Origin of the sequence: Kordiimonas lacus, from assembly GCF_001550055.1 — a bacterium.
GTDB classification, from domain to species: domain Bacteria; phylum Pseudomonadota; class Alphaproteobacteria; order Sphingomonadales; family Kordiimonadaceae; genus Kordiimonas; species Kordiimonas lacus.
Window position 1 is genome coordinate 111,898 of the sequence record NZ_LRUA01000001.1, and the last position, 12,649, is coordinate 124,546.

11 protein-coding genes are annotated in these 12,649 nt (G+C 58.3%); 3 read left to right on the top strand and 8 right to left on the bottom strand.

The features are described from left to right. Nucleotides 1-36: 36 nt before the first annotated feature. The 4 genes from KORLAC_RS00520 to KORLAC_RS00535 all read right to left on the bottom strand — a co-directional run bounded on the left by KORLAC_RS00520 (nucleotide 37) and on the right by KORLAC_RS00535 (nucleotide 4,579). Nucleotides 37-408, bottom strand: coding sequence for a hypothetical protein (locus tag KORLAC_RS00520; protein ID WP_068301174.1), 372 nt, complete (start codon nucleotides 406-408; stop codon nucleotides 37-39). 106 nt (nucleotides 409-514) lie between these two features. Beyond that, a complete protein-coding gene (locus tag KORLAC_RS00525; RefSeq protein ID WP_068301177.1) occupies nucleotides 515-1,951 on the bottom strand; it encodes a dicarboxylate/amino acid:cation symporter in 1,437 nt (478 codons plus the stop codon). Nucleotides 1,952-1,998: 47 nt separating this feature from the next. Beyond that, nucleotides 1,999-2,463: a hypothetical protein gene (locus KORLAC_RS00530; RefSeq protein ID WP_068301183.1), complete on the bottom strand. Its 465-nt coding sequence runs from the start codon at nucleotides 2,461-2,463 to the stop codon at nucleotides 1,999-2,001. A gap of 58 nt (nucleotides 2,464-2,521) precedes the next feature. Then, a complete protein-coding gene (locus KORLAC_RS00535) occupies nucleotides 2,522-4,579 on the bottom strand; it encodes a S9 family peptidase (RefSeq protein WP_068301187.1) in 2,058 nt (685 codons plus the stop codon). Between the two features lie 179 nt (nucleotides 4,580-4,758). On the opposite strand from KORLAC_RS00535, the gene KORLAC_RS00540 reads away from it, so the two are divergent. Both KORLAC_RS00540 and KORLAC_RS00545 read left to right on the top strand, forming a co-directional pair. Beyond that, the gene (locus tag KORLAC_RS00540) at nucleotides 4,759-6,372 is read left to right on the top strand and encodes an EAL domain-containing protein (protein ID WP_068301192.1); all 1,614 of its coding nucleotides are present in this window, start codon (nucleotides 4,759-4,761) and stop codon (nucleotides 6,370-6,372) included. 4 nt (nucleotides 6,373-6,376) lie between these two features. Then, on the top strand, nucleotides 6,377-6,589 hold the full coding sequence (locus KORLAC_RS00545) for a hypothetical protein (protein ID WP_068301195.1): 213 nt from the start codon (nucleotides 6,377-6,379) through the stop codon (nucleotides 6,587-6,589). Here KORLAC_RS00545 and KORLAC_RS00550 read toward each other — a convergent pair. The 4 genes from KORLAC_RS00550 to KORLAC_RS00565 all read right to left on the bottom strand — a co-directional run bounded on the left by KORLAC_RS00550 (nucleotide 6,586) and on the right by KORLAC_RS00565 (nucleotide 11,957). Next, nucleotides 6,586-7,413 (bottom strand): hypothetical protein, encoded by an 828-nt coding sequence (locus KORLAC_RS00550; RefSeq protein WP_139167674.1) that lies wholly within the window; start codon nucleotides 7,411-7,413, stop codon nucleotides 6,586-6,588. The two genes, KORLAC_RS00545 and KORLAC_RS00550, sit on opposite strands and share 4 nt — an antisense overlap. A 346-nt stretch (nucleotides 7,414-7,759) precedes the next feature. After that, complete coding sequence (locus KORLAC_RS00555) at nucleotides 7,760-9,067, bottom strand: 2OG-Fe(II) oxygenase (protein WP_068301201.1); 1,308 nt, start codon at nucleotides 9,065-9,067, stop codon at nucleotides 7,760-7,762. Continuing rightward, nucleotides 9,068-10,870 carry a translation elongation factor 4 gene (lepA, locus tag KORLAC_RS00560; protein WP_068301204.1) on the bottom strand — a complete coding sequence of 601 codons (1,803 nt, stop codon included), beginning with the start codon at nucleotides 10,868-10,870 and terminating at the stop codon, nucleotides 9,068-9,070. It abuts the gene before it with no gap. A 94-nt stretch (nucleotides 10,871-10,964) separates the two neighbouring features. Beyond that, on the bottom strand, nucleotides 10,965-11,957 hold the full coding sequence (locus KORLAC_RS00565) for a 2-hydroxyacid dehydrogenase (protein WP_068301206.1): 993 nt from the start codon (nucleotides 11,955-11,957) through the stop codon (nucleotides 10,965-10,967). A gap of 267 nt (nucleotides 11,958-12,224) precedes the next feature. Here KORLAC_RS00565 and KORLAC_RS00570 point away from each other — a divergent pair, with 267 nt between their 5' ends. Beyond that, complete coding sequence (locus tag KORLAC_RS00570) at nucleotides 12,225-12,587, top strand: SH3 domain-containing protein (RefSeq protein ID WP_160328564.1); 363 nt, start codon at nucleotides 12,225-12,227, stop codon at nucleotides 12,585-12,587. Nucleotides 12,588-12,649: the final 62 nt, after the last annotated feature.

Sequence of the window (12,649 nt, forward strand, 5' to 3'; positions counted from 1 at the left end):
CAGAAAAAGGGCGCCTCAAGGCGCCTTTTTTTATGCTTAGCCGCAGCTCAGGCTTGGCGGATCGGTCGTGCAGTCGCAGTGTGGCGACTTGCCTTCCGGGCAGCTCATGCTGACCCCATTGCAGGAACAGTAGCGGCTGCCGCTTTCTTCCTTGCCGTTCTTGGCAGACAGGTCCAGCGTGAAGCTGCCACCTTCCGGCTCCAGCGGGTCGAACACCAGGTCCAGCCCTGTGGGCAATCCACCTCGTTTGATTTTAAGCTCAAAGGCAAGACCGCTCTTGCTTTCCACAGGCCTCACTTCCAGCTCAAAGTCATGCGGTAGGTTGAGCTCTTGTCCGAGGCGCTCTTTGGCTGAGAGCGCCTTGCTCGCGCGCTCCCCGCCGAGGCGCTGTTGCGCTTTCATCTCCATAAGTCTTCTCCCCATCTTGCTTGCGAAGAATGTGGAGTATAGCAGAAAATACACTTAAAGGTATATCTATTGCACCTTTAAAGACTCATCATGCAACCCGCGGGATCTAGTGTTTTGTGATGATGATATCCTCGCCGGTCTCGCGGCGGATGGTCTCGCGCCGGGCTTCTGCCGCCAGCTCCATTTGCAGCGGCCGTGCACCGCCCACCCAGCGGTCCATCACGGTGGAGGCCACCATGTCGCCCGTGACATTGAGCATGGTGCGGCACATATCCAGAATCCGGTCCACCCCCATGATCAGCACAATGCCTTCAACCGGGATACCCACCGCGGTCACCACCATCGACAGGATCACAATCCCCACGCCCGGCGTGGCCGGGGTACCGATGGAGGCGCCCACGGATGTCAGCACGATCAAGAGATAGCCCGACAAGCCGATATCGATGCCGAACACCTGCGCCAAGAACACCGCCGCCACACCCTGGTAAAGCGCTGTGCCGTCCATATTGATGGTGGCGCCGATGGGCACGATAAACTGGCTGACAGACGGCCTGACCCCCAGCTTGTCTTCCGCCGTGCGAATGGAGATGGGCATCACCGCCGCGGAGCTCGAAGTGGAAAAGGCCAGCAGAAGCAGCTCGCGGATCTTGCCGACAAACGCGATCGGGTTCCGCCGGGCGACAAGGGTGACCACCAGCATGTAAAAAAGAAACAGCACAGCAAGGCCCGCCAGCACCGTCAGCACATACACGGCCATGCCCAGAAGCGCTTCAAACCCGATCTTGGAGGTGAGCTGTGTCATCAGGCCAAACACCGCGAAGGGGGCGATCAGCATAGCCCAGCGCACCACCGTCATGCACACCGCCTGCAACGAGCCAAGGAGGTCCAGAAGTGGCTTGGCCTGCACGGGCTCCATCATCACCAGCGCCACGCCTACAATGACGGCAAACAGCACCACCTTCAGCATGTCCATATCTGTCATGGCGACCAGCGGGTTGGTGGGCAATATACCCAGGATTTTCTCAGGAATGTCGCCCAGGCTCAGCATATCGGGCGCCATGGTTGTCACAGCCTGCGGCAGGCCGCCCAGGGTGGCGCGCACGGTTTCCGCATCCACATACAGGCCCGGCTTGATCACCATGGCGGCCACAAGGCCAATCGAAATGGCGATGGCCGTGGTGCAGATGAAATAGGGCACAATACGCATGCCCAGGCTTCTGAGTTGATCCATGTTTTCGCTGGCGGCCAAGCCCCGAATGACAGAGGCGAAAACCAGCGGGATCACAATCATCTGGATCAGCGCCAGAAACAAATGCCCCGGCAGCGCCACCCAACTGACAATGGTGGCCGATGCATCCGCAGGCACCAGCCCGGCCGTGGGGCCAAGCGCATAGCCAAGCAACAAGCCTGCGACCATGCCGATCACCACCTGCAGCCACAGCCGCCCCCGCACCCAGATGCGCAGGTAGCGGCTCAGATACTTGAGCGACCGCGGGTGCAGCATCTCCAGCGGCGTGTGCGCCTGTTGCCCTTCCGTCGTCATCGTCTGCCTCAATCCCTCGCCTTGGCCGTTACCTCAATTTGGCTGAGTCATTCCTTGAAATTGGAAACATTGCCGACATTGGCCCAGCCACCCTGCTGCTTTTCATACAGTTCAATCCAGGCAGACTGGAACTCAAAAACCTGGCCGGCTCGAACACCTTTCGCTTCCACCTGAACGATCACCCAGCCAAGGGTACCATCTGCCGATACTTTAACAACAGGCGGCACCATGTCGCGGTAATACTCAAAATCCGTGGAACCGATATAGCCCCGGAACATGTCAGTCCGGGCTTCCTTCGTGGGGTAGCTGATTACGCCGCGGTTGGCAGAAACGAATGGGTCCACGCCCTTGGCGAGCCAGGCTTCCAACCCGATGTTCTTGTGGGCATCCAGAATTTCCTGGTGCATGGCAAGGAGGGCGGCTTCATCGGATGGCGCCTGTTGGCTGGACGCCTGCCCACTCAAGAGAATGCCGCCCAGCGCCAGCGTCACTATTTGAAAAAAACGCGTCATTAACACCTCCCCTAAAAGTCTGGGGCACCGTGGTCCCCCACGATGCCCCATCTGACATTTATTCGCTCTCGGCCTCCGGTTTGTATTTCTCAAACCAGGCCAGGATGTTGCCAATTTTCTGCACCAGGTTCGAAGGCTTGGCCGCGATGCCGTGGCCTGCGCCTGGAATGCGCACCATCACGCTGTCCACCTTCTGAAGTTTCAGCGCCTGATAATATTGCTCCGTTTCCGACATAGGCGTGCGGTAATCCACTTCGCCGGTCAAGAGCATGGTTGGCGTCTTCACGTTGCCCACAAGGCTGAGCGGTGACCGCTTCCAATAGTTTTCCTGATTTTCCCAAGGGAAGCCATCGAACCAATATTTGGTGAAGAAGGGGCTGAAGTCGGCGGTCAGCACAAAGCTGGTCCAGTTGATCACCGGCTTGGCCACAACGGCCGCACGGAAGCGATCTGTCTTGCCAACGATCCAGGCTGTCAGCACGCCGCCGCCTGAGCCGCCGGTGACATACATCTGGTTTTCATCGATATAACCTTGGGCAATCACCTGGTTCACCGAATCCATCAGGTCGTCATAATCATTCGACGGATAGTTATGGTGGATTTCATTGGCGAAATCCTCACCGTAAGACGTGCTGCCCCGCGGGTTGCCGTACACCACAACATAACCGGCAGCGGCATAGGCCTGGATTTCAGCCGAGAACTGCGGGCCATAGGCTGTGTGCGGGCCGCCGTGGATCTCGAGGATCAGCGGATATTTCTTGGAGGCATCAAAGTCCGCCGGCTTGACCACCCAGGCATGGATTTCATGCCCGCCAACACTTGCAGGGAAGGAGATTTCCTCCACGCTCGCCATGGCGCGGTGGCCCAGCACATCGCCGTTGAGGTCCGTGAGCGTAGTCACATTCGAGATGCGGTCCACCACCGCCAGGTCAGCTGGCCGGTCCGTGCGGGACTGGGTGAAGACCACGCGGCCATCAGCGGTCGCGCGGAACGTGCCGCTGGTGTAGGGCCGTCCCAGCGTGGTGCCGCCCACGGCGTCTGTCATCACACGGCCACCGCCCACAAGGTTCACGTATGCCACCAGCGTCTTGCCGTTATTGTCGTAGCTATAGAAAATGCCGCGGCCATCCGGCGCCCACTGGATTTCGCCAATGCCGCGACCCAGCGTCGGCAACAAGGCGCGGCTGCCGCTGCCGTCCGTGTTCATGACATAGAGTTCAGCATTCTTGCTGGACATGCCGTCTTCATCAAAGCCCAGGTATGCCACCAGCTTGCCGTCCGGCGACATCTGCGGGCCAAAGTCGGGGCCCTTGCGGTTCGTGAGTGTCGTGATCTCGCCCGATGCCACATTGACGCTATGGATTTCAGACTCACGCCCATTCAGCTCCCAGCCTTCCACGCGGTTGGCGGAAAAGATGATGTTCTGGGAATCGGCCGTCCAGGCCAGCGCGCCACCGTGGTTATAATCACCGCTTGTCACCTGGCGCGGCGTGCCGCCGTCCGCAGGCACCACAAACACATGGGTGAAACCACGCGGCAGATAGCCCGCACCGTCTGCCCGGTAGGTCACCCGGTCCACCACTTTGGCCGGCCCCGCCCATTCGGCGCCCTTGGGGGCCGCGGGCAGGCTATAGAGCGGTTTGGCGTCCGATGGCACAAACATGGTGAAGGCAATCATGCTGCCGTCCGGCGACCAGGAAAGCGACCCCGGACCATATTGCAGGTCGGTGACGCGCGCGGTCTCATTTGTATCCAGCCAGCGCACATAAATCTGATTCTTGCCTTCAACGGAGGACACATAAGCCATGCGGCTGCCGTCCGAAGAGAAACGCGGCATGCGGTAGCTGGCCTTGCCCGAAAGCACGGGCCGGTGGCCGCTGCCGTCAAGGTTCACCTGCCAGATATTGGACCGGGTGCTGTCTGTCATGATGTCGAGCGACCGGCGCTCATAGACAACAGCATCCCCTGACGGCGTAAGCCGTGGGCCAGTGGCATATTCCAGGTTGAAGATGTCCGTCAGCTCAAATTTCTTGGCGTCTTCGCCAGCAGCAGTTGCCGCAGACCCGATGACCGCGGCGCACAAAAAGCCCGCCGTGAGTGTCCCCGTGATGCGCATTCCTTGTATCCCCTTGTCAGTCTGATAAATTCGTTGGTCGAAAACCTAGCAGAGCTTGTCCTTCCATCACAAGCGCGATAAGTTTTTAATGATTTAACGATAATTCTTTTACCTTTCCCCCTTAGTACTGGTTCAGGGAAAAGTTTCCGCATCAACATGCGACGCCAAACAGGAACGCTATGTCCGGCCCAATTGAAGAAATCAAAAAAGAACGTGAACGCTTTGTTGCCTTTGCCTTCGCCGCCGCGGAAATCTTTTTCGAGGTGAATGAAAAAGGCAAGATTGTCTTCGAAGGGGGCGCGACAGAACGTGTCGGCACCGATAGCGGCAGCTTGGTGGGTGAGCTGATCGCTGACCAGATCGACGAAGATGACCGCGATGTCTATGCCGCCCTTCAGCAGCATCTGATGCACAAGGGCCGGATTGGTCCGATCCCGCTACGCTTCATCTCGCAGGGTGGCCGCAGCGTGGCACTTCGGCTGTTTGCGCTCAAGATGCCGGGCGAAGACAGCCACACATTCCTGGCCCTGCGCGCAGCACCCCTGGGGGGCAGTAGCGCGGACAATGAAGCTACTGACCCGGAAACAGGCCTGCTGCAGCGCGAAAGCTTCATGGAATTGGCGTCACGTACCATGAAGGACAACCCGGCAGGCAACAACCTCTATATGACTGCGGTCGAAGTTGAAGGCATCGAAGACGCCAAGAAGAAATTCGGCCCGAAATATATGCGCGTGCTCCTGAAGCAGGTGGCCGCACACCTCAAGACCTTGTCGGTAGACGGCGAAATCGCCGGCCAGATCGGCGACAAGCATTTCGCTTTCCTGCACCGCGCAAAATCAGACGGCTCGCAGCTCGGCAGCTCGCTAGAGCATGTGGATGAAAACGTCAAACTGAAGACGGCCTATTCGACCCTTGCGTCTGACATACCCAAGGAAGGCACGGAAGACCAGGTGCTGCGGACGCTGACATATGTGCTGAACCAATTTGTCAAAGACCCGGGCGCGGTTGATTTCGATTCGCTGTCGACAGCCTATGAAGACATGGCCTCCGAAGCTCAGCGCCGGGTCGTTGGCATGCGCCAGATGATCGAAACCGGCACCTTCAAGATGGCGTTCCAGCCAGTCTTTTCCCTGTCGACCAACGAAGTGCACCACAATGAGGTGCTGAGCCGCTTTGACGACCGCATGGGTGACAAAAGCACGTTGGATATTATCCGTTTCGCCGAAGAAGTGGGCATTATTGAAGAATTCGACATCGCCCTGTGCCACAAGGCGATCGACTATGTGAAAAAGATGAAGAAGCTGGGCAACCCGCTGACACTGGCCGTGAATATTTCAGGCCGGACGCTGGATAACAGCCGCTATACCGACCAGTTGATGAAGGAATTCATCGCCGGCAAGGACGCCGCCCGCAACATCCTGGTGGAACTGACGGAAACCGCCACCATCGAGAATCTCGAAAAGGTCGAGGCCATCCTGAATGACCTGAAGGCCATGGACTATCAGATCTGCCTTGATGACTTCGGCGCCGGGGCTGCGGGCTACCAGTATCTGCGTGCCTTCAATGTGGATTATGTCAAGATTGACGGATCTTATGTGGAAGACATGAACACGCCGGGTTACCGCCCGACTTTCCTGCTGTCGATCGTGCGGCTGTGTAATGACCTTGGGGTCAAAACCATCGGCGAACATGTGGAAAACCGCTTTCAGGCAGATTTCCTGCGCTCGCTGGGCGTGGATTTCGCCCAGGGCTTCCACTTCGGCAAGCCCGATTATTCGCCGCGCACGGAATAAAACAGTGTCACTCAAGGGAACGATTATCGGCCTGGTGGCCTGCGTGCTGGTGTGGCTGTTTGGCTACTGGCGCGAAAAAAAGCATGAGATGGGGACGGTATCGCTGATACCGCCCTTCTATATCCAGTTTCTGGGGATTGTCGGCTTCTTCGTTTTCGCCGCACACCTGTTCTCGATCACCACCGGCATCGACTGGACACCGCCCTTCCAGCGCTAGCCTTGCGGGGTTTCGGCCTCGCCCGGCATGTCCACATGCATCACTTGAGGGGCGCCTGTCTCAAACATTCTGAGGCCGATAGACCGATACATGGCCGCCCAGAAGCGTGAGCGAAAGAAGCGCCGCTTGCCGCGTTTGCCGCGCGCAATGAAGATACCCGATGGGTGCTTGTAGATATTGGCTGCCACCCGGGTGCTTTCCTTCAAAAGCATATCCTTGACGTCAGTTGTGGCCTGTACCGTATGGCGTGCCATGGGCTTGATCTTGCGCCGTTCGCGCTTCTTTGCGTCCCGGCGGCGCCACATCTTCATCCACACACCGGCAATCAGGATCATCAGGGCCAGCAGCACGGCAAACATCGCCATCACGTACCAGAGGTTCATGCCGTCATCCAGCTGCAGCCGATCAACGGTTTCGTCCAGCGCCTGATCCGCGGTAAGGCGCGAATCGGATTCCACATCGCCTGATGCCGAGAAGCTGTAGATCAGCCCGTCCCGGCGGTCGAGCGCGCCCAGAATGCCGTTACCGCCATAGACGGCCACATAGCCGTTCGAGGCCACAGTGACACCGTAAAGCGGGTCGCCGCTGCATTTGACCTTGATGTCCAGAAGATTGGGACGCGATACGTAAACCTGATAATCCGTCACCCGGGTGCAACGGAAGCGGTACACCCTGATCACGTCAGCCAGCTTCAATGCCACTGCAGCCGGAGGCGATCCCCGGTTGACGCCGACATATATGTCATGTGCCAGCTGGCGCGGGTCTTCACCGTCACCCTGCAACTGGGCAAGGGCGGGCTGAGCCAGCACAAGGGTGCTTACCATTGAGAGTGTCAAAATGATCAACCGGATCAACTGCATACCAGACCTTGCCGTTTCAATTGAAGCTACATTCAAAGTCATCTTGGCACAGCATGCAAGAGGAAGGGGCAAAAGAGCATCGAAAAAGAGGAGCACATAAAAAAGCGGAACCGCAATCGGGGGAGGACATGCGGTTCCGCGCGACACAGTCAGATCAAGGGAGCTATTAGGCTGTATCAGCATCCTCTTTATAGAATGAAGCCTGTTAACAACCGGTAAACAGAGTCTCGAAAAATCACAAATCAGGAATCTGGCGAAAAAATTTTTCGTTGGTCCCACATCAGCCCTATCGAGGAAAAGGGCAAAGCCATTAAAATTGATAGCTTTTTTCCCGGATCCATTTGGACGCAATCCACTTCACGCCGCCTGTCACAGGCGTGCTTTCATGCAGCGATTGTTCATCGATTTCACCATCTGCTAGCACATTCTGAAACACGATGGCGTCCCCTATGCCGCCTTTATGCGCGAATCCAGCACGGACAAAGCTGGTGCTGCCGCCCTCATAGCCGTCATTCAGATAAATCAGCACGGTTTTGGGCCGCTGGCCGCTGCGCTCAAGTTCGGCATTCTGGCCGTCCGCGCCCGGTACCAGGCAATCATAGTGCGGCCCATAATACATACCGGGCTGATAATAGAGCACGCTCAGCATTTCGCCGTGATCCGGCGTAACGCCAGCCGCTGCACACATGCGCGCGCCAATGGCATAGAGAACCAGGTCAAGGTCGGCAGGCCAGAAGGCCATGTTATAGGAATGGCGGTAGGGGTCCGCACGCAACTCACCGCTCTTGGGGTCCACCACCCGCGCAGGCGCGAGGCTCGGTGCGGAGGCTGCGATGATATGTTCGCACAAGGCGTGGCTGATCAGCCCTTCAATTGTTTCTACATGCGGGCGATCCAGCTCCACCCGCGCTTGCGGGCGGGCAAGCGATTCGGGCGCTGTCGCCAAATCCGAGAGCAGGTCTTCCGGAATATCGGGTATTGCCGTTGGGTCAGGCAGTGGTGCCGCTTCAACAGCTTCAAAAGCTGGCAGCAGGTTACCCGCCAACGGATGCCCCAGTTGACGGCCCTGCTGAGTCCATTGCTTGGCCAGGCCCGCTTCGATCGTCCGGTCGCCCTTCAGGTGGCGACTGACAAGCTGCATGGCGGCAATAATGTTGCCGCGGGTGGCTGCCGCCAAGAGAAGCGCGGTATTCAGGTCATCATTAAAGCCGTAAAGCTCCCGCAGGAGCGCCAGTTCAGCCAGCGCCAGAATGTGGCCCTGGCGGGCGCCGGTAACCAGAAGCGCCACAGCCGCGGGCCAATCCGCCTCACAGCCATGCCCCATGGCCTTGAGGACAGCCAGTAGCCGCGTCGCGGCTTCATGCCCCTTGGCAGCAGCCTGTGCAAGAACCTGCACGGCGTGGCTGACATCGCGGTCGACCATATGGCCGGACAGCATGAAGTTTGCGAGCGTGAAACGCGCATCAAGGTGGCCTGCGGTGGCCGCGGCCTTGAGCATTTTAATGGCCGCATCCTTCTGGCCTTCACCAGACAGGTAAGCTGCCATCTTATATTGGGCGTCGGCGTCCCCGGCCTTTGCCGCCACTGCCAGTTGGTTGATGTCGACGCTTTCAGCCACTTAGTTTTCCCGCATCTTGAGCGCAGCGATAAAGGCGTTGTGCGGGATTTCCACTTTCCCGTACATGCGCATCTTGGCCTTACCCTTCTTCTGCTTTTCCAGAAGCTTCTTCTTCCGCGTCACGTCGCCGCCGTAACATTTTGCCGTCACGTCCTTGCGCATGGCCGAAATGGTTTCGCGGGCGATGACCCGGCCACCGATGGCTGCCTGGATCGGAATCTTGAACAGCTGGCGTGGGATCAGGTCCTTGAGGCGCTCACACAGCGCCCGGCCCCGGCCTTCCGCCTGGCTGCGGTGCACCAGCATGGAGAGCGCGTCCACAGGCTCGGCGTTCACCAGGATCGACATTTTCACCAGGTCTGATTCTTCGTAGCCGTATAGGTCATAGTCGAAGCTTGCGTAGCCGCGGCTGACAGATTTCAAGCGGTCATAGAAGTCATATACCACTTCGTTGAGCGGCAGGCGGTACTTCAACATGGCGCGCGTGCCTGCGTACGTCAGGTCTTCCTGAATGCCGCGCTTGTCTTCGCACAGCTTCAGCACTGCACCCAGATGCTCATCCGGCACCAGGATCGTGGCGTTGATCCATGGCTCTTCGATGTGGTCGATCTTCACCGCGTCCGGCATGTCCGCCGGGTTGTGAAGCTCAATCATCGACCCATCCGTCATGTGGATCTTGTAGATCACGCTTGGGCTGGTGGTGATCAGCTCGAGGTCAAATTCGCGCAGCAGGCGCTCCTGGATGATCTCCAGGTGCAGCATGCCGAGGAAGCCACAGCGGAAACCAAAGCCCAGAGCCGCGGACGATTCCATCTCATACTCGAAGCTGGCGTCATTCAGGCGCAGCTTCTGCAAGGCGTCGCGCAGGCGCTCGAACTCGCTCGTGTCCGCCGGGAACAGGCCACAGAAAACCACGGACCGGCTGGGCTGGAAGCCCGGCAGCGCCTTGGCACACGGCCGCTTCACCTCGGTGATGGTGTCACCCACGTGGGTGTCGGCCACTTCCTTGATCGATGCCGTAATAAAGCCCACTTCGCCGGGCCCGAGTTCAGGCACGATCACGCCCTTCGGCGTGAACACGCCCACACGTTCGATCTGGTGCTCGGCGTCAGCCGCCATCATCTTGATGGTCTGGCCTTTCTTGATCTTGCCGTCGATCACCCGCACCAGAACCATCACGCCCAAATAAGCATCGTACCAGCTATCCACCAGCATGGCCTTCAGTGGCGCGTCCGGATCACCTTCAGGTGCCGGCAGGCGCTCGACAATGGCTTCAAGCACGTCATCGATGCCGATGCCTGATTTCGCAGAACATTCCACCGCTTCGGTGGCGTCGATGCCGATCACATCTTCGATCTGCTGGCGCACGCGGTCTGGTTCCGCAGCCGGCAGGTCAATCTTGTTCAGCACCGGCACGATTTCATGATCGTTCTCAATGGCCTGATAGACGTTTGCCAGTGTCTGGGCTTCCACGCCCTGGCTGGCATCCACCACCAGGATCGAGCCTTCGCACGCAGCCAGACAGCGGCTGACTTCATAGGCAAAGTCAACATGGCCCGGCGTGTCCATCAGGTTCAGCGTATAATTCTGGCCATCCTTGGCTTTATATTCCAGACGCACGGTCTGGGCCTTGATGGTAATGCCGCGTTCGCGCTCGATATCCATCGAATCGAGGATCTGCGCCTTCATTTCCCGGTCGGTCAATGCGCCGGTATTCTGGATCAGGCGGTCAGCCAGCGTGGACTTGCCGTGGTCAATGTGCGCAATGATCGAAAAATTGCGGATGTTCTTTTGGTCGGTCATAACCGTTTCTAACTCATACTGTGACAGTTGTTGGCCTCGATGGGCGACGACCGCACATTAGGTGCGGCCGATATAGGTCTGTTACTGGGTTTGATCAATAGGGCACTACGCGGTCCGGCGGCCGGTGGCCGTCGGCATAGGCGCGGATATTGATCAGGACTTTCTCGCCCATGGCCATGCGCGCTTCAACGGTGGCGGAGCCCATATGCGGCAACAGCACCACATTGTCGAGCTCCATCAGCTTCGGATTGATCTCCGGCTCCTGCTCGAACACGTCAAGGCCGGCGCCGGCGATGCGGCCCACTTCAATCAGGTCAGCCAGCGCTTCCTCGTCAATAATCTCACCGCGCGCGGTGTTGATGATCACCGCGTGAGGCTGCAGCCTTTTCATGCGCGCCCGGTCCAGCAGATGATGCGTCTCGTCGGTGAGCGGGCAGTTGACGGACACGAAATCCATCCGGCTGAGCATCTCGTCCAGATCATCCCAATAGGTTGCCTCAAGTTCGGCTTCCACGTCTTCCGGCAGGCGGGAGCGCTTGTGATAGTGCACGGCCATGTTGAAGGCCTTGGCCCGGCGCGCAATCGCGGTGCCGATTCGGCCCATGCCGATAATGCCCAGGCGCTTGCCCTGGATGCGGTGCCCCATCAGGAAAGTGGGTGTCCAACCCGTCCAGTCCCCGGCACGCAGGATTTTTTCGCCTTCAAACAGGCGGCGCGGCACAGAAAGTAGCAGCGCCATGGCGAGGTCTGCCGTGTCTTCCGTCAGCACGCCGGGCGTATTGGTAATGACAATGCCCTTTTCCTGCGCGGCCTTGGTGTCGATATGGTTCACACCGGCGCCAAAGTTGGCGATCATCTTCAGATTCTTGCCAGCGGCCGCGATCACTTCGGCGTCCACCTGGTCGGTCACCGTTGGCACCAGAACGTCAGCTGTCTGGACGGCTTTGATCAGCCCTTCCTTGCCTAGCGGCTTGTCCGCCAGGTTCAGTTGCACGTCAAAAAGCTCCGCCATGCGGGTTTCAATATTGTCAGGCAGCTTACGGGTGACAACAACCTTGGTACGCTGCCGATTTCCTTTTTGAGCCATGGGCCACAAATACCTTTTTCAGAACCGCGAGACAGTGCTTGCCTCAGACCATGCGCTTCTAGTACCAGAAGGTGGAGGCCAGTTCAAACGTCAAGCGACTGGGAAAGGGGTGTTATGCTGCGCTTTTTGTCGATTTTGATGCTTTTCAGTGGGCTTTTGGGGCAATCCCTGCCGACTCACGCCCAATCGGGGGCACAGGAGCCGCGTGTCGGAGAAAGTGGTCAGCCACTGCCCCGACTGATTTCCCTTGCCGCCAGCAAGGCGTTCATGCGCTCGGGACCCGGCAGGCAGTACCCCATTCTGTGGGTGTACGAGCGCACCCAACTACCTCTTGAAGTGATTGACGAGCACCGGGCCTGGCGTCAGGTACGCGATCATGAAGGCACCACCGGATGGATGCATGTATCGCTTCTGTCCTCGCGCCGCACCGCCATGATCATCGGCACAACCCGCAAGCTTTATGACGACCCATCCCCGGCATCAGCCACCCGGCTGCTTGCCGACGCCGGCGTGATTGGTGAGGTCAAATCCTGCGAAGGCATCTGGTGCCAGCTTGACATTGATGGCACCGAAGGCTGGATTGAACGGCGCTATCTGTGGGGTGTGTACGAGCGGGAAATCATTGATTGATAAAGCCAATCCCCAAATCCATAAAAATTCTATAAAAATTTTAAGACAATTTTGCGTCAAGT